The following is a 21,440-nucleotide window of genomic DNA, read 5'->3' as shown; positions in this document are numbered from 1 at the left end:
CGGCGGCGCTGACCGACGCGGGATCGGCGGCACCCGCCGCCGGGTTGGCGCCGGCCCGACGCCAGATCGGCGATGTGGCGGTGTCCGGCGGGCCGGGAGACCGCCATGTCGGCGACACGGAGTCGATCAGCCGCGGCGACGACGCCGCGATGATCCTCCGGCGAGCCCCGAGCCCCGAGCCCCGAGCCCCGAGCCGCGAGCCGCGAGCCGCGAGCCGCGAGCCGCGAGCCGCGAGCCGCGAGCCGCGAGCCGCGAGCCGCGAGCCGCGAGCCGCGAGCCGCGAGCCGCGAGCCCTCAGTCCCCAGCCGCGAGCCGCGAGCCCCCAGCCGCGAGCCCCCCAGCCCTCAGTCCCCAGCCGCGAGCCCTGAGCCGCGAGCCCCAGTCCCGAGTCCCCTAAGCCCGAGTCGTGAGCCCGAGCCGGCCGGGTCGGGCCGGCGGAGCACCTTGCCGGTGCGCTCGACCCCGGGGTTGAGCAGCGATGACAGCCATCCGACACTGCCCGAGGGTGGAGTTTGTCCCCCGGTGTCCGGCGTTTCGTCAGCGCTGGGTGACGCGGCAACTTCGCTCCGTTCGGGGGGTTTGATCATGAGTTCTTGACCAGACCGGCCCTCGCGACCTAGCCTCGCCATACAGGCTCACATTGCCCGACCAGCGCAGGCTAAGCGCACAACATAGATCGCGTAACAGAACCGCATCACTTTGGCCAGCACCATCGGCCATACCACCGCAGCTCCGGACAGGCCGGTCGGGAGTTGAGGAGACAACTGCACCCGGTCGCCGGCGATGCTTCGGGCACCGCCGGCGGAGAGAGCTACCCACGGCCAGTCGCTCCGGTCGGGCGTCCAGAGCCGCAGGAGTGTGCCTTCCGGCACGGTCACTGCGGCGCCGACGTTCAGGGGAGGCGGCCATGGCGGGGCGGCACAGGTTCACCGGTGGTCCCCACGAGGTCCCGGCATGAGCGAGCGTCAGCGAGCGAATCAGCGGGGCAGTGCGCTTGAGCCTCATGTCGGCACGCAGCGGAGCGGAGTGCCGGCATGAGCGGGCGTCAGCGAGCGGATCAGCGGGACAGTGCGCTTGTGTCTCATGGCGGCACGCAGCGGAGCGGAGTGCCGGCATGAGGGAGCGTCAGCGAGCGGATCAGCGGGGCGGTGCGCTTGAGCCTCGTGTCGGCACGCGGCGGAGCGGAGTGCCGGCATGAGCGGGTTCGACGTCGTGCTCCTCGTGGTGGTGCTGATCCTGACCGTGGTGGTGGTCGGGGCGGTGCTGCTGGGCGTCCGGACGCTGCGCCGGTTCCAGGCCGCGCCGGCCCCCGAGGATCCGGCCTTCATCGCCGAGAAGGACCGGCAGGAGCAGTCCCTGGCCGCGCTGCGCAGCGCCGCCGACGAGGCGAACAGCACCATCGACGTGGCGAAGTCCGCGGCCGCGGCGGCGCGCGCCGAGGCGGCCGCGGCCAAGGCGGAGGCGAAGGCGGCCCGGGCGGAGGCCCGCCGGGTGCTCGACGACGCCCGCGCCGAGGCGGACACCGTGCTGGAGCGGGCGCACAAGCAGGCCGAGGCGGACGCCGAGCAACTGCGGGCGGCGGCCCGGCGCAGCGGCGAGCGTGAGGTGGCCGTGCTCGCCGCCACCACCCGCGAGCAGGCGGCCGAGGTGGAGCGCCGGGCGGCCCGGATGGACGAGCGGGAGCGACTGCACACCGAGGAGGTCGAGCGGCTCGCCGAGCGGGAGCGGCAGCTGACCGCCGCGACCGCCGCGCTGGCCGCCCGGGAGGCCGAGCTGGCCCGGCGGGAGGCGGAGCTGGCCGAGGCCGAGGAGCAGCGGCGGCGCGAGCTGGAACGGGTGGCCGGGCTCACCGCCGACGCGGCCCGGGCCGAGCTGATCGAGGCCATCGAGTCGCAGGCCAAGCGGGAGGCGGCGCTGCTGGTCCGGGACATCGAGGCGGACGCGCGCAGCACCGCCGAGCAGCGGGCCCGGCACATCGTGGTCGACGCCATCCAGCGGGTGGCCAGCGAGCAGACCGCGGAGAGCGTGGTCAGCGTCCTGCACCTGCCCGGTGACGAGATGAAGGGGCGGATCATCGGTCGCGAGGGCCGCAACATCCGGGCCTTCGAGTCGGTCACCGGGGTCAACCTGATCATCGACGACACCCCCGAGGCGGTGCTGCTCTCCTGCTTCGACCCGGTACGCCGGGAGGTCGGCCGGCTGACCCTGGAGAAGCTGGTGCTGGACGGCCGGATCCACCCGCACCGGATCGAGGAGGTCTACGACCTGGCCCGGCACGAGGTGGAGGAGCTCTGCCAGCGGGCCGCCGAGGACGCCCTGGTCGAGGTCGGCATCACCGAGATCCACCCGGAGCTGGTCACCCTGCTCGGCCGGCTGCGCTACCGCACCTCGTACGGGCAGAACGTGCTCAAGCACCTGGTGGAGACCGCGCACATCGCCGGCGTCATGGCCGCCGAGCTGCGCCTGGACGTGCCCACCATCAAGCGCTGCGCGTTCCTGCACGACATCGGCAAGGCGCTCACCCACGAGGTGGAGGGCAGCCACGCCATCATCGGTGCGGACCTGGCCCGCAAGTACGGCGAGAGCGACGACGTGGTGCACGCCATCGAGGCGCACCACAACGAGGTGCCGCCGCAGACCATCGAGGCGGTGCTGACCCAGGCCTCCGACGCCTGCTCGGGCGGCCGGCCGGGCGCCCGCCGGGAGAGCCTGGAGGCGTACGTCAAGCGGCTGGAGCGGATCGAGGAGATCGCGGCCGGCAAGCTCGGCGTGGAGAAGGTCTTCGCCATGCAGGCCGGCCGGGAGATCCGGGTGATGGTCAAGCCGGACGACGTGGACGACATCGGCGCCGCCGTGCTGGCCCGGGACGTGGCGAAGCAGATCGAGGAGGAGCTGACCTACCCCGGTCAGATCCGGGTCACCGTGGTCCGCGAGTCCCGGGTCACCGAGATCGCCCGCTGACCCGTCAACGGCGAGAGGGCCGGCCCGGTCTCCCGGGCCGGCCCTCTCGTTTCCCGACGTCAGGTGGTGGTGCCGGCGACCGCCTCGGTCTCCAGCTCGGTGCCCGCGGCCCCGGTACGGGTGCCGCCCGCACTCTTGCGGCCCCGGGCGAGCCGGTGCTGGACGTACTGGGCCAGCTTGGACAGCGAGTAGTTGACCACGATGAAGATCACGCCGATCACGATGTAGACCTGGATCGGGTTGCCCAGCGAGCCGATGATCTGCTTGCCGATGTTCAGGGCCTCCTCGTAGCTGATGATGAAGCCGAGCGAGGTGTCCTTGAGCACCACCACGAGCTGGCTGATCAGCGCCGGCAGCATGATCCGGAACGCCTGCGGCAGCAGGATCATCCGGGTGGTCTGCCACGGGGCGAGACCGATCGCCGCGGCCGCCTCGGCCTGCCCGCCGGGCAGACCCTCCATGCCGGAGCGGAGGATCTCGGCGATGACCACCGAGTTGTAGATGGTCAGGCCGATGACCAGGTACCAGAGCGTGTCGAAGGTAACCCCGAACTCCGGGAAGCCGCGGGCCACGAAGAAGATCGTGATGACCACGGGCAGGCCCCGGAAGACCTCGACGCAGACCCGGGTGACCCCGGAGAGCAGCATGCTCAGCCCGCGCAGCAGGTACGACACCGGGGTGGCCAGCCCGGTGAACCGGCGCCGGGCGAGGCTCTTGAGCTGGATCCGCAGCATCGCCAGCAGGGTGCCGACGATCAGCGAGGAGACGATGGCCAGCGCGGCGGCGATCAGCGTGTTCTTGAAGCCGAGGCCGATCCGCTCCCAGACCAGCGGAAAGTTCTCGTTGCCGGGGTCCACCAGCGGGCCCCACAGCTCCATCGAGAACTGGCCTTTCTCGTCCAGCGGACGGTAGACCAGGAAGTAGGCGCCGACCAGCAGCAGGGCGGTGGCCACCACGCTGCTGACCAGGGTGATCCGGCGCTGCCGGGGGCCGGGTACGTCGTAGAGGACGGTCTGCTGGCTCATCGGGCCACCGCCTGCCGCTTCTCGATCCGGTCGAGGAGGGCGCCCAGGGGGACGGTCATGATCAGGTATCCGATCGAGATGCCGATGGCGACCGGCACGAAGGCGTAGCCCTCGGCCGAGGTGAGCTGGTCGGCGGTCGCGGAGAGGTCGCCGACGACCCCGAAGAACCCGATCAGCGCCGAGTTCTTGATCATCGCGATGATCACCGAGCCGAGCGGCACCACGGACGCCTTCCAGGACTGTGGCAGCACCACGTAGCGCAGGTTCTGGCCGAAGGTGAGGCCCAGCGACCGGGCGGCCTCGGCCTGCCCGGCCGGCACCGCGTTGACCCCCGAGCGCAGCGCCTCGCAGACGAACGCCGCGGTGTAGAGCACCAGCGCGACCAGCGCGAAGCGGAAGTACGGCAGGTCGGTGCCGAGCCGGGTGAAGATGGCGTCCAGCCCGGGGATGCGGAGGAAGTCCGCGTTGGAGCCGAGCGCCGGCAGGCCGAAGGCGGCGAAGAACATCACCACGGTCAGCGGCATGTTCCGGAACACGTTCACGTATCCGGTGCCGAGCGCGCGCAGCGGCGGCACCGGTGAGATGCGGAGCACCGCCACGACGGCGCCCAGGATCAGGGCGCCGATCGCGGCGAGTACGCAGATCTGGAGGGTGAGCCAGAAACCACCCGCGAAGACGTCGAACTTGTCGATGAGCACACTCACGGGTCGGTCTTCCTCCCCACCCTCCAGATCAACGGGTCAGATCAGTAGCGGTTGACGGTCGGAGCGCTGCCGAGCTCGGCACCGAACTTGCCGGCGGTGTCGTCCCACGCCTTCTTCCAGCTGCCGTCGGCGAACGCCTTCTCCAGCGTGTCGTTGATGAAGTTGCGGAACTCGGTGTCCTCCTTCTTCACCCCGATGCCGTACGGCTCCTTGGTGAAGTTGTCACCGGCCAGCTTGAACGACGCCTCGTCCTTGGCGATGTAGCCGAGCAGGATGACGTTGTCGGTGGTCACCGCGTCCACCTGGCCGCCCTTGAGGGCGTCCTTGCACTTGTCGTACGTGTCGAAGAGCACCAGCTGGGTGGCGACGTCCTTGACGTACTTCTTGATCTCCTCGGCCGGCGTCGAGCCGGTGACCGAGCAGACCTTCTTGGTGCCGTCCTTGAAGGAGTCCGGCCCGGTGATGGTGGTGTCGTCCTTCTTCACCAGGATGTTCTGGCCGGCCTCGTAGTACGGCCCGGCGAAGGCGATCCGCTCCTTGCGCTTGTCGTTGATCGTGTAGGTCGCCGCGACCAGGTCGACGGTGCCGTTGACGATCACGTCCTCGCGGACCTTCGAGGGGGCCTCCACCCACTCGATCTTGTCCTCGGGGATGCCCAGCTCCTTGACGATGATCTTCGCGACCTCGACGTCGAAGCCCTCCGGCTTGCCCGACAGGCCCTTGAGGCCGAAGCCCGGCTGGTCGAACTTGGTGCCGATCTTGATGGACTGGGCCTTGTTCAGCCGCTCCATCGTGGTGCCGGCGGCGAACGACTTGCTGCCGGCGCCGGTGCCCTCGCCGCCGTCGTCGTCGCCACCGCAGGCGGCCATGCCGAGCGCCAGGGTGGCGGCCGCGGCGAGCGCCGCTACGCGCTTCATACGCATACTCTTCTCCTTCTTCGACGAAGCCGCCGGGGGACGGCGCGCTCCAGGTACGGACGCCTAGTGCGTGAGGATCTTGGAGAGGAAGTCCTTGGCCCGCTCGCTGCGCGGGTTGCCGAAGAACTCGGCCGGGGGAGCGTCCTCGACCAGTTGGCCGTCGGCCATGAAGATCACCCGGTTGGCCGCGTGCCGGGCGAAGCCCATCTCGTGGGTCACCACGACCATGGTCATGCCGTCGCGGGCCAGCGAGGTCATCACCTCGAGCACCTCACCGACCATCTCCGGGTCGAGCGCGCTGGTGGGCTCGTCGAAGAGCATCGCCTTGGGCTGCATGGCCAGCGCGCGGGCGATCGCCGCCCGCTGCTGCTGACCGCCGGAGAGCTGGGCCGGGAACTTGTCGGCCTGGTTGGCGATGCCGACCCGGTCGAGCAGGGCGAGGGCGCGCTCGCGGGCGGCCGCGGGCTTCTCCTTGCGCACCTTGATCGGCCCGAGGGTGACGTTATCCAGGATGGTCTTGTGCGCGAAGAGGTTGAACGACTGGAAGACCATGCCGACCTCGCTGCGCAGCTTCGCCAGCGCCTTGCCCTCGGCCGGCAGCGGCTGCCCGTCGAAGGTGATGGTGCCGGAGTTGATCGGCTCGAGTCGATTGATCGTGCGGCAGAGCGTCGACTTGCCGGAGCCGGACGGGCCGATCACCACGACCACCTCGCCCTTGCCGACCGAGAGTGAGACGTCGTCCAGCACGTGCAACGGCCCGAACCACTTGTTGACCGAGTCCAGCACGATGAGCGGTTCGCCCGTCGTCACGTCGTCCACCGTCCCTGTCGTCGCCCCAGCGGGGTCGGTTGACCCCCGGTTGGGCAACTGTAGGCGGGGGGATGTGGCGGAATGCAACTCAGTTGGTCACGGAGCGGTAACACCATTCGTGATCACGGCGGGAAGTCCGAATTCGACCACCGTCCTGGTGCGCCATGTGGCGACCTGCGCGCGTCGAGTAAATCATGTGGGGATGACCGAACCGGTACGGCTGACCCGGTACGCCCGGGGCGGCGGCTGCGCCTGCAAGATCCCGCCCGGCGAGCTGGAGGCGATGGTCGCCGGGCTCGGCCCGGCCGCCGGCACCGTCGAACTGCTCGTCGGCCTGGACCACGGCGACGACGCGGCGGTGGTCCGGCTGGACGAGCGCACCGGCCTGGTCAGCACCGCCGACTTCTTCACCCCGGTCGTCGACGACGCGTACGACTGGGGCCGGATCGCCGCCACCAACGCCCTCTCCGACGTGTACGCGATGGGCGGCACCCCGCTGGTGGCGCTGAACCTGCTCTGCTGGCCGCGTGACGTGCTGCCGCTGGAGCTGGCCCGGGAGGTGCTGCGCGGCGGCCAGGACGTGGCCCGCGACGCCGGCTGCCACCTGGCCGGCGGGCACAGCGTGGACGACGACGGGCCCAAGTACGGGCTGGCCGTCACCGGGGTGGTGCGCCCGGACGAGCTGATCACCCTGGACGCCGGCCGGGCGGGCCTGCCCCTGTCGCTGACCAAGCCGCTCGGCGTCGGGGTGCTCAACACCCGGCACAAGAACACCGGGGAGCGCTTCCCGGAGGCGGTGGCGGCGATGACCACGCTGAACCGCGACGCGGCCCGGGCGGCGGTGGCCGCCGGCGTGCGCTGCGGCACCGACGTGACCGGCTTCGGGCTGCTCGGCCACGCGTCCAAGCTGGCCCGGGCAAGCGGGCTCACCGTGGCCCTCGACGCGGCCCGGGTGCCCTACCTGGCCGGCGCCCGCGAGGCGGTCCGCGACGGGTACGTCAGCGGCGGCAGCCGGCGCAACCTGGACTGGGTGACGCCGTGGACGGACTTCGGCCGCGTCGGCGCGGACGACCGGCTGCTGCTGGCCGACGCGCAGACCTCCGGCGGGCTGCTGGTCGCCGGCGAACTCCCGGGTGCCACCGTGGTCGGCGAACTGCTCCCGCGCGGCGAGCACCTGGTGGTCCTGCGCTGAGCGACGCGGGTCGGAAAGACGACGTGGCGCGGCACCGGATGCGGCACCATACCCGATAAACTGTCATCTTCCGGCTACTCGGAGCAATGCGGCTCGGGTAAATTTTGCCCGGAATGGTCACAGACCGGTAACTTGCCCCCGGCTGAGGTCAAATGCACCCCACCATCGTCAGTAAGGCCCGATCCGGAGGCCGGTGGGACGAGCACAGCGAGGAGGCGGCATGACCGAGCTGTGGAACTGGAGAATCGACCGGGCGGCGCCGGTTCAGGTCTACCCGGCACTGGCCGAGGCGCTCGGCCGGGTGGTGATGCCCCTGGCGGTGGCCGACCCGACCCGGCTGCCGACGTACGCGGTGATCTGCGACGTCTGGGAGGCGCCGGGCGACTTCGGCACGATGGTGGACTGCTACGGGGTCCCGGAACGGCTCCCCGAGCACGCCAGCATCGCCGCCCTGGCCCGGCTGCTGGGCCGCAACTGCCTGGTGCGCGACGACACCCTCGACGCCGGCCGGCACCTGCTCGTCGCGCCGGACGGCACGATCCGGCCGGTGCACTTCACCGTCCGGGAGACCGACGACGGCGAGGTGCTCGGCGACCAGCGGCTCTGCACCGAGGCCAACGCCGGCTGTCGGGGCTGGTCCCAGTGCCACCGCTCGAAGTGGGCGCCCGACTCGGTGCTGCCCGCGCTCGCCGCCGCCTGACCGACGACGCGGGCGGGCCGGCCGGCGGTCAGCGCGCCGGACCGGCGGATCGCGCGCCGGTCAGCGAGCGGGAGCCGGTGGGCCCGTCGGTCAGCGGGCCAGGCCGGTCAGCGGGCCGGGCCCGGTCGGACAGGCGGTCAGCTCGTCGGGCTGGCCGCCCGCCCGCCCCGGACCTCCAACTGCTCCAGCAGCGTCTGGGTGGCCGCGGCGACGGCGGCCACCGCCGCGTCGAAGGCGGCCGCGTTGTGCGCGGCCGGCTTGCGGAACCCGGAGATCTTCCGGACGTACTGCAACGCCGCGGCGTCGACGTCGGCCGGGGTCACCTCGGCGACGTACGGCTCACGCAGGGTCTTGATGCTCCGGCACACGGCTCCTCCTCGTTCGGTTCGGGCTACCCGGCCCGGATACGCTGTCCGGGTCATGACTACCGCAGCGGCGAGCAGCCCGCGCACCTACCAGGTGCGCACCTACGGCTGCCAGATGAACGTGCACGACTCCGAGCGCATCTCCGGGCTGCTGGAGCAGGCGGGCTACGTGCGCGCCGCCGAGGCCGACGAGCACCCGGACGTGGTGGTCTTCAACACCTGCGCGGTGCGGGAGAACGCCGACAACCGGCTTTACGGCAACCTCGGTCATCTGCGCCCCGTGAAGGACAAGCACCCCGGCATGCAGATCGCCGTCGGCGGCTGCCTGGCCCAGAAGGACCGCGGCGACATCGTCCGCAAGGCGCCCTGGGTGGACGTGGTCTTCGGCACGCACAACATCGGCTCGCTGCCGGTGCTGCTGGAGCGGGCCCGGCACAACACCGCCGCCGAGGTGGAGATCCTCGAATCCCTCGACGTCTTCCCCTCCACGCTGCCCACCCGCCGCGAGTCGACGTACGCCGGCTGGGTGTCGATCTCGGTGGGCTGCAACAACACCTGCACGTTCTGCATCGTGCCCTCCCTGCGCGGCAAGGAGAAGGACCGCCGCCCCGGTGACATCCTCTCCGAGGTGCGGGCGCTGGTCGACGAGGGCGTGCTGGAGGTGACCCTGCTCGGGCAGAACGTCAACTCCTACGGCGTCGAGTTCGGCGACCGGCTGGCCTTCGGCAAGCTGCTGCGCGCCTGTGGCGACGTCGAGGGCCTGGAGCGGGTCCGGTTCACCAGCCCGCACCCGAAGGACTTCACCGACGACGTGATCGCCGCGATGGCCGAGACCCCGAACGTCTGCCACTCGCTGCACATGCCGTTGCAGTCCGGCTCCGACGCGGTGCTGCGTGCCATGCGGCGCTCGTACCGGGCCGAGCGCTACCTGGGCATCATCGCCAAGGTGCGGGCGGCCATGCCGGACGCGGCGATCACCACCGACATCATCGTCGGCTTCCCCGGCGAGACCGAGGCCGACTTCGAGCGCACCCTCGACGTGGTGCGCGAGGCCCGGTTCTCCTCGGCGTTCACCTTCCAGTACTCCAAGCGCCCCGGCACCCCGGCCGCCACGATGGACGGCCAACTGCCCAAGCAGGTCGTCCAGGAGCGCTACGAGCGGCTGATCGCCTGCGTCGAGGAGATCACCTGGGCGGAGAACCGGAAGCTGGTCGGGGAGACCGTCGAGGTGCTGGTCGCCGTCGGCGAGGGGCGCAAGGACGAGCGCACCGGACGGATGTCCGGCCGGGCCCGGGACGGCCGGCTCGTGCACTTCGACGCCGGTTCGTACGCGGGACGGATCCGCCCCGGCGACATCGTGCACACCACCGTGACGTACGCCGCGCCGCACCACCTCAACGCCGACGGCGAGCCGCTGTCGCACCGGCGTACCCGGGCCGGCGACGCGGCCGAGGCGGGGCGTGCCCCGCGTACGCCCGGGGTGCTGCTCGGGCTGCCCACGGTCGGCGCGCCGGCCGCGGCGCCCGCGCCGACCACCGGCTGCGCCGCCCACTGACCGGTCACCGGGGCCTGCCGCAAGATCACGCGCAACCCGGATGTAAGTGCCCTCGACCGCACGGTGAGGCCACTGGATCGTTGGTGTAGCGCGATCGTGGCCCGGCGCGCCCGAGGATCCGCGCACCGGGAAGGTGCGCCGTTGTCGGGCCGCGCCGCGGCCCGCAGTGGCGCGAGCGGGGCGGCGGTCCCGGGGCAGGGCGGCCATCCGAGCGGGACGGCCCCCGGCCTGCGGGCGGGGCGGGGCGGGGACGGGCGGCGGGCGCGCGGCGGGTCCGGGACACGCAGGAGCCCCGGTCCCGTGGGGGACCGGGGCTCGTCACGCTGGATCAGGTCAGCTGGACTGCTCGGCGAGCTGGAGGAACTGCCGCTTCGAGGCCAGCGCCTGCTCGGCCTCGCGGATCCGCTTGGCGTCGCCGGCGGCCTGGGCGCGGGCCAGCCGCTCCTCCGCCTCGGCGACCTGCGCCCGCATCTGGGCGAGCAGCGGGTTGTCCTCCTTGGTGGTCCGCCGCCAGGCCGAGTCCATCACCTCGCGGACCTTCTCGTCGACCGCGCGCAGCCGGCGCTCCAGCCCGGCGGCCGCCTCCCGGGGCACCCGGCCGGCCTCGTGCCACTGCGCCTGGATCTCCCGCAGCTTGGCCTGGGCGCCCTTCGGGTCACCGTCGACGTCCAGCGCCTCGGCCTCGGCGAGCAGGGCCTGCTTGCGCTCCAGGTTGGCCCGCTGCTCGTTGTCGCGGGCCGAGAAGACCTCGCTGCGCCGGGTGAAGAACGCGTCCTGCGCCGCCCGGAACCGTTCCCAGAGCCGCTGCTCGGCCTCCTTGGAGGCGCGCGGCGCGGCCTTCCACTGGTTCATCAGGTCCTTGAGCTGGTTGGCGGTGGCCGCCCAGTCGGTGGAGTCCGTCAGCTTCTCGGCCTCGGCGACCAGCTCCTCCTTGACCGACTGCGCCTGCTTGCGCTGCGCGTCGAGGGAGGCGAAGTGGGCGCCGCGCCGGCGGGTGAAGCCGTCCCGGGCCGCGGCGAACCGCTTCCACAGCTCGCCGTCGGTCTTCTTGTCGACCCCGCGGATGGTCTTCCACTCGTCGAGGATCTCCTTGAGCCGGTCCCCGGCGGTCTTCCAGCCGGTCGACTCGGCGGCGATCTTCTCGGCCTCCTCGACCAGGGCCGTCTTGCGGGCCAGCGCCTCGCTGCGGGCGGCGTCCCGGGCGGCCCGGGCCTCCCCGGCCTTCTCCTCGGCGACGGTGGCGAGCTTGTCGAGCCGCGCGGCGAGCGCGTCGATGTCGCCGACCACGTGCGCCTCGGCCAGCGAGGCACGCAGCCGGCGGATCGTGGTCAGCGAGTGGCCCGCGTCCGCCGCACCCGAGTTGAGCCGGGCCTCGGTGAGGTCCACCTCCGTCACCAGGTCGGCGAAGCGCCGGGCGAAGTGCGCCAGCCCCTCCTCCGGTGCTCCCGCCTGCCAGGAACCGACCACCCGCTCACCCTCGGCGGTCTTGACGTACACGGTGCCGTCCGCGTCCACCCGTCCGAAGGCAGTCCAGTCGCTCATGTGCCCATCCTCGTTCTCCCGGCGTCGGGGAGCAGTCCCGCGATCGCCGCCACGGCGCAGCAAAGTTTCTCCCGGCATTGTCACAGGTCCGCCCCCGTCCGCGTCGAGCGCCTATCGCCGACCGTGACCATACGGTGTCCTAGCCGTCGAATGACCGGATCGGCGCGGGGACGCACCGGGACGTCCCGCTAACGTGGACCCGTGCCACTGGTCGCCGCCGCCGTCTGCCCGCATCCGCCCCTGCTCGTGCCCGAGGTGGCCGGCACCGCCGCCGGTGAGCTGGACGACCTCCGGGCCGCCTGCGACGCCGCCGTCACCCGGCTGCTGGCCAGCGAGCCGGACTGCGTGGTGGTGCTGGGCGCCGGCCCGGAGACGGGCTGGATCATCCCGCCCGCCCTCGGCACGCTCCGCCCGTTCGGCGTGGATCGCACCGTCCCGCTGGTCCCGGCGCTGCCCGACGGGCCGGCGGTGCTGCCGTTGAGCGTGACCGTCGGCGCGTGGCTGCTCGGCCGGCATCGGGTCGGCGCGCGGGTGGTCGGTGCCCAGGTGTCGCCGGACGCGCCCGCCGACGAGGTGGCCGAACTCGCCCGACAGGTCGACGGGTACCGCCCGCGGGTCGCGCTGCTGGCGATGGGGGACGGGTCCGCCAGCCGGGGGGAGAAGTCGCCCGGCTACCACGACCCGCGCGCCGAGCCGTACGACCAGGGGGTCGCCCGGGCGCTGGCCGACGCGGACGCCGGGGCCCTGCTCGGCCTGGACCCGGGGCTGTCGGCGGAGCTGCGGGTCGCCGGGCGCGCGCCCTGGCAGGTGCTCGCCGGCGCGGCCCGCGCGGCCGGCGGCGCCTGGCGTGGCGAGCTGAGCTACCACGCCGCCCCCTACGGCGTGGCCTACTTCGTGGCCGGCTGGGAGCTCGGGTGAGCGGGCGGAACGTCGGCGCGGTGGTGCCGCGCGGCGGCGCGCGGCGAAGCGGCGGGCCGGCATGAGCGGGCCGGTCGAGGCCGGTGGCAGCCGCCCGCCGGCCGGCCCGGTGGTGGCCGTGGTCGGGCCGACCGCGGCCGGCAAGTCGGCGCTGAGCATCGCCCTCGCGCACGCCCTGGACGGCGAGGTGGTCAACGCCGACTCGATGCAGCTCTACCGCGGCATGGACATCGGCACCGCCAAGCTCACCCCCGCCGAGCGCGAGGGGGTGCCGCACCACCTGCTGGACATCTGGGACGTCACCGAGCCGGCCAGCGTCGCCGAGTACCAGCGGCTGGCCCGGGCGGCGGTGGACGACATCCTGGCCCGGGGCCGGGTGCCGCTGCTGGTCGGCGGCTCCGGGCTGTACGTCCGGGCGGTGCTGGAACGGTTCGAGTTCCCCGGCACCGACCCGGCGGTCCGCGAGCGGCTGGAGCGGGAGCTGGCCGAGGCCGGCCCGGCGCCGCTGTACGCCCGGCTGCGCGCCGCCGACCCGGCCGCCGCGGCGGGCATCCTGCCCGGCAACGGCCGGCGGATCGTGCGGGCGCTGGAGGTGATCGAGCTCACCGGGGCGCCGTTCACCGCCGCGCTGCCCGAGCCGACGCCGTACTACCCGTCCGTGCAGGTCGGGGTCGACCTGGACACCGCGCTGCTGGACGAGCGGATCGCCCTGCGGGTGGACCGGATGTGGGCGGACGGCCTGGTCGCCGAGACCCGCGAGCTGGTCGGCCGCGGCCTGCCCGAGGGGCGTACGGCCAGCCGGGCGCTCGGCTACCAGCAGGTGCTGCGGTTCCTGGCCGGTGAGCTGACCGAGACCGAGGCGCACGACGAGACGATCCGGGCCACCCGGCGCTTCGTCCGCCGGCAACGCTCCTGGTTCCGCCGCGACCCGCGGATCCACTGGCTGGACGCGGCCGCGCCGGACCTGGTTGCCGAGGCCCTGCGGCTGGTCCCCGCCGCTGCGCGATGATGGGGGCGTGGAGTTCACCAAGGGGCACGGCACCGGCAACGACTTCGTGATCCTGCCCGACCCGGACGGGCAGTTGGAGTTGACGCCAGGGATGGTCGCCGCGCTCTGCGACCGCCGGCGCGGGCTCGGCGCCGACGGCGTGCTGCGGGTGGTCCGGGCGACCGCGCACCCCGAGGCCGCCGGGCAGGCCGGGGACGCCGAGTGGTTCATGGACTACTGGAACTCCGACGGCTCGTTCGCCGAGATGTGCGGCAACGGGGCCCGGGTGTTCGTCCGCTACCTGGTCGCCGCCGGGCTGGCCGACCCGGCGGACGGGACGCTGCCGGTGGCCACCCGGGCCGGCGTCGTGCGGGCGCGGGTGAGCGGCGACAGCATCGCCGTCGAGATGCGCCGCCCCCGGCTGTACGACACGTCGACCGCCTCGCTGGGCGGGCTGACCCTGCCCGGCACCTCGGTGGACGTGGGCAACCCGCACCTGGTCTGTGCCCTGCCGGCCGGCCTGGACCTGACCGGGCTGGACCTCACCCGGGCGCCCGAGGTCGACCCGGCCGCCTTCCCCAACGGCGTGAACGTCGAGTTCACCGCCCTCGGCGACCCGGTCGACGGCGCCGACGGGCACGTGTTGATGCGGGTGTACGAGCGGGGCTCCGCGGAGACCCTCTCCTGCGGCACCGGCGCCTGCGCGGTGGCCGCGGTGGCCCTGCGCGACGCCGGCCGGGACACCGGCGTGGTGGCGGTGGACGTCCCCGGCGGCCGGCTCTCGGTCATCGTCACCGACGACTCGTGCTGGCTCGCCGGTCCGGCCGTGCTGGTCGCCACCGGCGAGATCGCCCCCACCGCCCTCACCACCGCCCCCTGACCCGGCCCTCCGCCACCCGGCGCCGCGGTCCGGGTGCGTCTGTTGCTGCTGTGGCGACGACAGACGCACCCGAACACCAGCGATCACCGTCCCCGTCGCGCCGACCTGGCGCGGGGAGCGGGGCGCGGGCGGTCAGGGGGTGGCGGAGGCTTCGGCGGCGATCTCGGGCAGGTCGGCCGGACCGGGGTCGGCGGCCGGGGCGGGCGCCGGGTTCTGCGCGGCGGCCCGGACGGCCGCGGCCACCGCCGGCGCGACCCGCGAGTCGAAGACGCTGGGCACGATCACCGTCGGGTTGATCTTGTCCTCGCCGACCACGTCGGCGATGGCCTGGGCGGCGGCGATCGCCATCTCCTCGGTGAACTCCTCGGCGTGCGCGTCGAGCATGCCGCGGAAGACGCCGGGGAAGGCGAGCACGTTGTTGATCTGGTTCGGCTGGTCCGAGCGGCCGGTGGCGACCACCGCGGCGTGCTTGCGCGCCTCCCGGGGGTCGACCTCCGGGTCCGGGTTGGCCAGCGCGAAGACGATGGCGTCCTTGGCCATCGCGGCGATGTCCTCGCCGGTGAGCAGGTTGGGCGCGCTCACCCCGATGAAGACGTCGGCGCCCCGGATCGCCCCGGGCAGGTCGCCGGAGTAGTTCTCCTTGTTGGTGTGCTCGGCCAGCCACTGCCAGGCCGGGTTGAGGCCGGCCTGGCCGCGGTGCAGGGCGCCCTGCCGGTCGTACGCGATGATGTCGCCCACACCCTGGCGCAGCAGCAGCTTCATGATCGCGGTGCCCGCCGCGCCGGCGCCGGAGACCACCACCCGGACGTCCGCGAGCTGCTTGCCCACCACCCGCAGCGCGTTGGTCAGCGCGGCCAGCACGCAGATGGCGGTGCCGTGCTGGTCGTCGTGGAAGACCGGGATGTCCAGCGCCTCGCGCAGCCGGGCCTCGATCTCGAAGCAGCGCGGCGCGGCGATGTCCTCCAGGTTGATCCCGCCGTACGCCGGGGCGATGGCCTTGACGATCTGCACGATCTCGTCGGTGTCCTGGGTGTCGAGGACCACCGGCCAGGCGTCCACCCCACCGAAGCGCTTGAACAGCGCGGCCTTGCCCTCCATCACCGGCAGCGACGCGGCCGGCCCGAGGTTGCCCAGGCCCAGCACCGCCGAGCCGTCGCTGACCACGGCCACGGTGTTGCGCTTGATGGTCAGCCGGCGGGCGTCGGCCGGGTTCTCGGCGATCGCCTGGCAGACCCGGGCCACCCCCGGGGTGTACGCCCGGGACAGCTCGTCGCGGGTGCGCAGCGCGACCTTCGAACTCACCTCGATCTTGCCGCCCAGGTGCAGCAGGAAGGTGCGGTCGGACACCTTCCGCACGTCCACCCCGTCCAGCGCGGTGAGCGCCTCGACCACCTGGTCGGCGTGGCCGGCGTCGGCGGTGTCACAGGTCAGGTCGACGATCACGTGGGTCGGGTCGGAGTCGACGACGTCCAGCGCGGTGACGATCGCCCCTGCCTCCCCGACGGAGGTGGTCAGCCGGCCGATCGACGAGGCGTCGGCGGGTACGGCGATCCGGATGGTGATCGAGAAGCCCGCACTCGGAAGTCGGGTGATGGCCACGGGTTTCCCTCCGTCAGCACTGAACGGGTGTCGCCCCGCATTTCTACTCGCCCGCGCAGGTCGGCCGGCATCCGACCCCGCTACCGGCGGGTACGCCACCGGGCATATTGCAGGTGCGTCCGGCGTTGCTACATGTCAGGATTGCTCGGTACCTGACAGAACGGACAGGAGAACAGCTTGCGAGACCAGGAGACCTACGTTCCCCTCGACGACGACGAGCTCGACGCCACCACCGGTGAGTTCGAGCTGTCGGAGCGGCAGGCGCTGCGGCGGGTCCCCGGCCTCTCCACCGAGCTCACCGACATCACCGAGGTCGAGTACCGCCAGCTCCGGCTGGAGCGGGTCGTCCTGGTCGGCGTCTGGACCGAGGGCACCCAGATCGACGCCGAGAACTCCCTCACCGAGCTGGCCGCGCTGGCCGAGACCGCCGGCTCGCAGGTGCTGGAGGGGCTGATCCAGCGGCGCAACCGGCCGGACCCGGCCACCTACATCGGGCGGGGCAAGGTCGACGACCTCGGCTCGGTGGTCCTGGCCAGCGGCGCCGACACGGTGATCTGCGACGGCGAGCTGTCCCCGTCCCAGCTGCGCAACCTGGAGCAGCGCACCAAGGTCAAGGTGGTCGACCGGACGGCGCTGATCCTCGACATCTTCGCCCAGCACGCCAAGAGCAAGGAAGGCAAGGCCCAGGTCGAGCTGGCCCAGCTGGAGTACCTGCTGCCCCGGCTGCGGGGTTGGGGCGAGACGCTGTCCCGGCAGACCGGTGGTAGCGGTCGCGGCGGCGGCGCCGGCGGCGGCGTGGGCCTGCGCGGTCCCGGTGAGACCAAGCTGGAGACCGACCGGCGCCGGATCCGGCACCGGATCGCCCGGCTGCGCCGGGAGATCAAGGGCATGCGGACGGTACGCCAGACCAAGCGCGCCCGCCGGGCCCGCAACGCCGTCCCCGCGGTGGCCATCGCCGGCTACACCAACGCCGGCAAGTCGAGCCTGCTCAACCGGCTGACCGGGGCGGGCGTGCTGGTCGAGAACGCGCTCTTCGCCACCCTCGACCCGACCACCCGCCGGGCCACCGCCGCCGACGGGCGGCTCTACACCCTCTCCGACACCGTCGGTTTCGTCCGGCACCTGCCGCACCAGATCGTCGAGGCGTTCCGCTCGACGCTGGAGGAGGTCGCCGAGGCCGACCTGGTGGTGCACGTCGTCGACGGCACCCACCCGGATCCGGAGGAGCAGGTCCGGGCGGTCCGTGAGGTGCTCGGCGAGGTGGGCGCCGACCGGCTGCCGGAGCTGTTGGTGGTGAACAAGACCGACGCCGCCGACGAGGAGACGCTGCTGCGGTTGAAGCGGCTCTGGCCGGAGGCGATCTTCGTCTCGGCGCACAGCGGCCGCGGCATCGACGGGCTGCGCGACGAGATCGAGGCACGGCTGCCCCGCCCGGCGGTGGAGGTCCGCGCGGTGCTCCCGTACGACCGGGGTGACCTGGTCGCCCGGGTGCACCGGCAGGGCGAGGTGCTCAGCACGGCCCACCTGGCGGAGGGCACGTTGCTGCACGTCCGGGTGGGCGAGAGCCTCGCGGCCGAGCTGGCGCCGTTCCGGGCGGGGGAGGACCAGGCGGTCGCCGGGGCTCGGTGAGGCGTCCCGGCGTCACCCGGCCGAAACGTGGGGCATGCGACACTGACTCCATGCGCCGCGCTGTCTCGTCGATCATGGCTGCCCTCGGTCTGGTGGGGGTAGCCGTGGCGGCCGGCGGAGCCGCCGTGGCGGCGCCCGCCCCCGCCTCCCTCCCGTCCGCGGTTGCCCCGGGCAAGAAGCGGTGCACCGTGGCCGACGAGCGGCTGCGCGAACTCTCCGGCCTGGTGGCCACCCGGAGCGGCTACATCGTGATCAACGACGGCACCGACGTCGAGAGCCGCAAGCGGGTCTTCTTCCTCGACAGCAAGTGCGAGGTCACCAAGGACGTCAGCTACTCCGGCGGCGGGCCGTTCGACACCGAGGACCTGGCGCTCTCCCCGGACAGCAAGACGCTCTGGATCGCCGACACCGGCGACAACGTCACCAGCAAGAACCGGCGGGACCGGGTGGCGGTGTGGAGCATGCCGGTCAGCGGCAGCAAGAAGCCGCAGCTGCACCGGCTGTCGTACCCGGAGGGCAAGCACCACGACGCCGAGGCGTTGCTGATCAACTCCGACGGCAGCCCGCTGGTCATCACGAAGGTGACGAGCGGCAAGGCGAAGGTATTCACCCCCGACGGCAAGCTCAAGACCGGCGACACCGAGCCGGTGCCGATGAAGCAGGTCGGCGAGATCACCCTGCCGAAGACGGCCACGGAGAACCCGTTCAACACCTTCGGCCGGGTCGCGATCACCGGCGCCGCCCGGTCGCCGGACGGCACCCGGGTGGTGCTGCGCACGTACGCCGACGCCTTCGAGTACGACGTGTCGAACGGCGACGTGCTGGCCGCGGTGACCACCGGCAAGCCCAAGGTGACCCCGCTGGCCGACCCGTTCGGCGAGGCGATCGCCTACACCCCCGACGGCAAGTCCTTCCTCACCGTCTCCGACGGCGGGCAGATGGAGGAGGACGAGCCGATCGAGATCCTCAGCTACACCCCCTCCACCGAGGGCGCGAAGCCGGTGGCCGGCGAGGATGACGGCCAGCCGAAGAAGGCCTCGCTGTCCTGGTTCGACTCGCTGTCGCTGCAGGACATCACCTACCTCATCGCGGCGGTCGGCGTGATCGGCGCGTTGCTGGTCGGCGCCGGCATCGTCGGCATCCTCCGGGCCCGCAAGCGCGGCGCCGGGTCGTCCGGTGACGACGCGGACGGCCGGGACCCCGACGACGACCTGCCCGACAACCGCCGGATCCGACCCGACGAGGACCGCTCCGAGCCCGACGCCCGCCGCGGCGGCGTGTACGGGGGACCGGCCGGCGGCGGGGTCTACGGCGGCGGCCGCGGTGGCCCCCCGGCCGGCGGCGGTGACCGTGGTGGCCGGGCGGGCGGCGGTGGCCGGGCTGGCGCACCGGCCGGTGGCGGCGTCTACGGCGGTGGCCGCCCGGCGGGCGGTGGTGGCGTCTACGGCGGTGGCCGCCCGGCCGACGGGGGTGGCGTCTACGGTGGCGGCCGCCCCAACGGCCGGCCCGCCGGTGGCGGTGGCGGCGTCTACGGCGGTCAGCCCGGCGGTGGGTACGGCGGTGGTGGCCGGGCGGAGCCGCCTCGCCGGGGCGGCCCGGAGCAGGATCCCCGGGGGCAGCGGCCAGGGCGCCGCCGCGACGGCGGCTACGACGACGGGCGCGGCTCGTACGGCCAGGTGCCCGGCCGGGGCTATCGGGGCGACCGGTACTGACCATCCCCTTCGCCCGACCGGTTGACCCGCCGTCGGGGGTGGGCCGGTCCGGGTGACCGCCGGTCGGCGGCCACCCGGCGGAACGGGTCAGATGCGGCGCAGCACCGCGACGACCCGACCCATGATGGTGGCGTCGTCGCCCGGGATCGGGTCGAATGCCGGGTTCTGCGGCATCAGCCAGACGTGACCGTCGCGCCGACGGTAGGTCTTCACTGTCGCCTCGCCGTCGAGCATGGCCGCGACGATGTCGCCGGCCTCGGCGTTGGGCTGTTGCCGGACCACCACCCAGTCGCCGTCGCAGATCGCCGCGTCGAGCATCGAGTCGCCCTTGACCTGGAGCATGAAGACCTCGCCCTCACCCACCAGCTCGCGGGGCAGCGGGAAGACGTCCTCGACCGCCTGCTCGGCCAGGATCGGGCCACCGGCGGCGATCCGGCCCAGCATCGGCACGTACGCCGGGGTGGGGCGCTGGGAGCGGCTCAGCTCGTCGTCGACCACGTCGCTCGGGGCGCGGACGTCCACCGCCCGCGGCCGGTTCGGGTCGCGGCGCAGGAATCCCTTCTTCTCCAGCTCCTTGAGCTGGTAGGCGACGCTGGACGGGGAGACCAGGCCGACCGCCTCGCCGATCTCGCGCACGCTCGGCGGGTAGCCGTGCCGGTCGACCCAGGTGCGGATGAACTCCAGGATCCGCCGCTGCCGGGCGGTCAGGTCGACCGTCGCCGGGTCGGGGAATGCGCTGACCACCGGGGTGACCGGGCGCACGGCGGGCTGCCCGGCCGCCCGGCCGCGGGTGGCGGCCCGGCGTCGGGTGGCCGGCGGGCCCGCCTCGGTGATCTGGTGCGGGCTCTTGGGCCGGCTGGCCCGGTCCTCGGTCACGTCCGTCCTCCCTGGTCGGCGCTGGGTGCCTCGGCGGCTCGTGGTGCGTGCGGCGGGGCTGTGCTGGCCGGTGCGGCGGGTGCCGCGACCGGTTGTTCCTGACCGTATAGGTGAGATCGGTCATTTTCAAACATCTGTACGACCTCGGCTCGGCGTGTCGCGGTGGAAACGCTCGCGGCTCGTACGCCCGTTCTGGTAATGGTACGTCGGGTCGAACGGGTGTTCGATCCTGGCGGATCGTCGGCGAGCGCGGACCGGCCGGGCGGTAACCCCCGGCGGGGTCGTTCGGTTGGTCCTCCGGCGGCACCGGACGGTCGGTTCGACGCGGTTTGCCGGTGACGCGCCGGACACGCCGCCCAACTTGACCTCCGTTCGTCGGCGGCATACGGTCGACCCCTAGATGTAGTAGTCACACGGGCGTAAGTCGCCTACAGGTTGGGTTCGACTACCGACCGCACTCCAGTACCGTCGGCACGGCGACGGCCATCGGAGGATGGCCCCGCCGGGGTCCGGCGTGCCCGGAGGTGCGTGGGATCGGGCCCGTGGATCGACGAAGGAGGTCAGGCGATGCGGTGTCCGTACTGCCGGCACGCCGACTCTCGGGTGGTCGACTCGCGGGAGGCCGACGACGGCCAGTTGATCCGCCGGCGGCGGTCCTGCCCGGAGTGCGGCAAGCGGTTCACCACCGTCGAGGAGGCGGTCCTCGCGGTGGTCAAGCGCAGCGGGGTGACCGAGCCGTTCAGCCGCACGAAGATCATCGGCGGGGTGCGCAAGGCGTGCCAGGGCCGGCCGGTGGACGACGACTCGATCGCGCTGCTCGCGCAGCGGGTCGAGGAGACCGTCCGGGCCAAGGGGGCCGCCGAGATCCCCAGCCACGAGGTGGGGCTGGCCATCCTGGGCCCGTTGCGGGACCTGGACGAGGTGGCCTACCTCCGGTTCGCCAGCGTCTACCGGTCGTTCGACTCGCTCGCCGACTTCGAGCGGGAGATCGAGACGCTGCGGGCACGCGCCCGGGAGGGCGCCGAGGCCGGCGCGGCAGAGGCCGCGGGCCGGGCCGGTTGAGTTTT

Annotated in this window: 18 protein-coding genes; 10 read left to right on the top strand and 8 right to left on the bottom strand. The window is 73.0% G+C overall.

Features of this window, described 5'->3' with window-relative positions; translation table 11 throughout:
* Positions 1–1,194: 1,194 nt before the first annotated feature.
* Positions 1,195–2,961 carry a ribonuclease Y gene (gene rny, locus SM577_RS06580; protein ID WP_474586488.1) on the top strand — a complete coding sequence of 589 codons (1,767 nt, stop codon included), beginning with the start codon at positions 1,195–1,197 and terminating at the stop codon, positions 2,959–2,961.
* Between the two features lie 59 nt (positions 2,962–3,020).
* Here the strand turns inward: rny and SM577_RS06575 are convergent, their stop codons facing one another.
* The 4 genes from SM577_RS06575 to SM577_RS06560 are packed head-to-tail and all read right to left on the bottom strand — an operon-like array spanning position 3,021 to position 6,426.
* Positions 3,021–3,986, bottom strand: a complete 966-nt coding sequence (locus tag SM577_RS06575; protein WP_302917614.1) for an amino acid ABC transporter permease — start codon at positions 3,984–3,986, stop codon at positions 3,021–3,023.
* Entirely contained in the window at positions 3,983–4,690 is a 708-nt protein-coding gene (locus tag SM577_RS06570; protein WP_302917613.1) for an amino acid ABC transporter permease, read from the bottom strand. Before SM577_RS06570 ends, SM577_RS06575 begins: the two co-directional genes overlap by 4 nt.
* A 41-nt stretch (positions 4,691–4,731) precedes the next feature.
* Complete coding sequence (locus SM577_RS06565; RefSeq protein ID WP_302917612.1) at positions 4,732–5,613, bottom strand: glutamate ABC transporter substrate-binding protein; 882 nt, start codon at positions 5,611–5,613, stop codon at positions 4,732–4,734.
* Between the two features lie 57 nt (positions 5,614–5,670).
* Positions 5,671–6,426 (bottom strand): amino acid ABC transporter ATP-binding protein, encoded by a 756-nt coding sequence (locus SM577_RS06560; RefSeq protein WP_302917611.1) that lies wholly within the window; start codon positions 6,424–6,426, stop codon positions 5,671–5,673.
* A gap of 193 nt (positions 6,427–6,619) precedes the next feature.
* Here SM577_RS06560 and selD point away from each other — a divergent pair, with 193 nt between their 5' ends.
* A complete protein-coding gene (gene selD, locus SM577_RS06555; RefSeq protein WP_302917610.1) occupies positions 6,620–7,609 on the top strand; it encodes a selenide, water dikinase SelD in 990 nt (329 codons plus the stop codon).
* Between the two features lie 220 nt (positions 7,610–7,829).
* Positions 7,830–8,309, top strand: coding sequence for a hypothetical protein (locus tag SM577_RS06550; RefSeq protein ID WP_474586487.1), 480 nt, complete (start codon positions 7,830–7,832; stop codon positions 8,307–8,309).
* A gap of 137 nt (positions 8,310–8,446) precedes the next feature.
* On the opposite strand, the gene SM577_RS06545 is transcribed toward SM577_RS06550, so the two are convergent.
* Complete coding sequence (locus tag SM577_RS06545) at positions 8,447–8,677, bottom strand: DUF2277 family protein (protein ID WP_474580308.1); 231 nt, start codon at positions 8,675–8,677, stop codon at positions 8,447–8,449.
* Between the two features lie 52 nt (positions 8,678–8,729).
* On the opposite strand from SM577_RS06545, the gene miaB reads away from it, so the two are divergent.
* Positions 8,730–10,229: a tRNA (N6-isopentenyl adenosine(37)-C2)-methylthiotransferase MiaB gene (gene miaB / locus SM577_RS06540; RefSeq protein WP_302917607.1), complete on the top strand. Its 1,500-nt coding sequence runs from the start codon at positions 8,730–8,732 to the stop codon at positions 10,227–10,229.
* A 333-nt stretch (positions 10,230–10,562) separates the two neighbouring features.
* Here miaB and SM577_RS06535 read toward each other — a convergent pair whose 3' ends face one another.
* On the bottom strand, positions 10,563–11,771 hold the full coding sequence (locus tag SM577_RS06535; RefSeq protein WP_302917606.1) for a DUF349 domain-containing protein: 1,209 nt from the start codon (positions 11,769–11,771) through the stop codon (positions 10,563–10,565).
* 201 nt (positions 11,772–11,972) lie between these two features.
* Between SM577_RS06535 and SM577_RS06530 the strand changes: the two genes are divergently transcribed.
* The 3 genes from SM577_RS06530 to dapF all read left to right on the top strand — a co-directional run bounded on the left by SM577_RS06530 (position 11,973) and on the right by dapF (position 14,557).
* On the top strand, positions 11,973–12,689 hold the full coding sequence (locus SM577_RS06530) for a class III extradiol ring-cleavage dioxygenase family protein (RefSeq protein ID WP_474586486.1): 717 nt from the start codon (positions 11,973–11,975) through the stop codon (positions 12,687–12,689).
* A 61-nt stretch (positions 12,690–12,750) separates the two neighbouring features.
* Positions 12,751–13,698: a tRNA (adenosine(37)-N6)-dimethylallyltransferase MiaA gene (miaA, locus tag SM577_RS06525; RefSeq protein ID WP_474580304.1), complete on the top strand. Its 948-nt coding sequence runs from the start codon at positions 12,751–12,753 to the stop codon at positions 13,696–13,698.
* A 7-nt stretch (positions 13,699–13,705) separates the two neighbouring features.
* On the top strand, positions 13,706–14,557 hold the full coding sequence (gene dapF / locus SM577_RS06520) for a diaminopimelate epimerase (protein WP_474586485.1): 852 nt from the start codon (positions 13,706–13,708) through the stop codon (positions 14,555–14,557).
* A gap of 132 nt (positions 14,558–14,689) precedes the next feature.
* Here the strand turns inward: dapF and SM577_RS06515 are convergent, their stop codons facing one another.
* Complete coding sequence (locus SM577_RS06515; RefSeq protein ID WP_302917602.1) at positions 14,690–16,156, bottom strand: NAD-dependent malic enzyme; 1,467 nt, start codon at positions 16,154–16,156, stop codon at positions 14,690–14,692.
* A gap of 177 nt (positions 16,157–16,333) precedes the next feature.
* On the opposite strand from SM577_RS06515, the gene hflX reads away from it, so the two are divergent.
* Both hflX and SM577_RS06505 read left to right on the top strand, forming a co-directional pair.
* Complete coding sequence (gene hflX / locus SM577_RS06510) at positions 16,334–17,785, top strand: GTPase HflX (RefSeq protein ID WP_474580302.1); 1,452 nt, start codon at positions 16,334–16,336, stop codon at positions 17,783–17,785.
* A gap of 50 nt (positions 17,786–17,835) precedes the next feature.
* Positions 17,836–19,497, top strand: a complete 1,662-nt coding sequence (locus tag SM577_RS06505) for a hypothetical protein (RefSeq protein WP_474586484.1) — start codon at positions 17,836–17,838, stop codon at positions 19,495–19,497.
* 87 nt (positions 19,498–19,584) lie between these two features.
* Here SM577_RS06505 and lexA read toward each other — a convergent pair whose 3' ends face one another.
* Positions 19,585–20,373 carry a transcriptional repressor LexA gene (gene lexA / locus SM577_RS06500; protein WP_302917599.1) on the bottom strand — a complete coding sequence of 263 codons (789 nt, stop codon included), beginning with the start codon at positions 20,371–20,373 and terminating at the stop codon, positions 19,585–19,587.
* A 567-nt stretch (positions 20,374–20,940) separates the two neighbouring features.
* Between lexA and nrdR the strand changes: the two genes are divergently transcribed.
* On the top strand, positions 20,941–21,435 hold the full coding sequence (nrdR, locus tag SM577_RS06495) for a transcriptional regulator NrdR (RefSeq protein WP_167187561.1): 495 nt from the start codon (positions 20,941–20,943) through the stop codon (positions 21,433–21,435).
* The last annotated feature ends 5 nt before the right edge of the window (positions 21,436–21,440 follow it).

Source organism: Micromonospora desertarenae (assembly GCF_056150265.1).
This window is presented reverse-complemented; position numbering and strand designations above follow the sequence as displayed.

Excerpts from the sequence above, each read along its gene's own strand:
- rny (WP_474586488.1), top strand. The coding sequence starts at position 1,195 with ATGAGCGGGTTCGACGTCGTGCTCCTCGTGGTGGTGCTGATCCTGACC.
- SM577_RS06575 (WP_302917614.1), bottom strand. The coding sequence starts at position 3,986 with ATGAGCCAGCAGACCGTCCTCTACGACGTACCCGGCCCCCGGCAGCGC.
- SM577_RS06565 (WP_302917612.1), bottom strand. The coding sequence starts at position 5,613 with ATGCGTATGAAGCGCGTAGCGGCGCTCGCCGCGGCCGCCACCCTGGCG.
- selD (WP_302917610.1), top strand. The coding sequence starts at position 6,620 with ATGACCGAACCGGTACGGCTGACCCGGTACGCCCGGGGCGGCGGCTGC.
- SM577_RS06550 (WP_474586487.1), top strand. The coding sequence starts at position 7,830 with ATGACCGAGCTGTGGAACTGGAGAATCGACCGGGCGGCGCCGGTTCAG.
- miaB (WP_302917607.1), top strand. The coding sequence starts at position 8,730 with ATGACTACCGCAGCGGCGAGCAGCCCGCGCACCTACCAGGTGCGCACC.
- SM577_RS06535 (WP_302917606.1), bottom strand. The coding sequence starts at position 11,771 with ATGAGCGACTGGACTGCCTTCGGACGGGTGGACGCGGACGGCACCGTG.
- miaA (WP_474580304.1), top strand. The coding sequence starts at position 12,751 with ATGAGCGGGCCGGTCGAGGCCGGTGGCAGCCGCCCGCCGGCCGGCCCG.
- SM577_RS06505 (WP_474586484.1), top strand. The coding sequence starts at position 17,836 with ATGCGCCGCGCTGTCTCGTCGATCATGGCTGCCCTCGGTCTGGTGGGG.
- nrdR (WP_167187561.1), top strand. The coding sequence starts at position 20,941 with ATGCGGTGTCCGTACTGCCGGCACGCCGACTCTCGGGTGGTCGACTCG.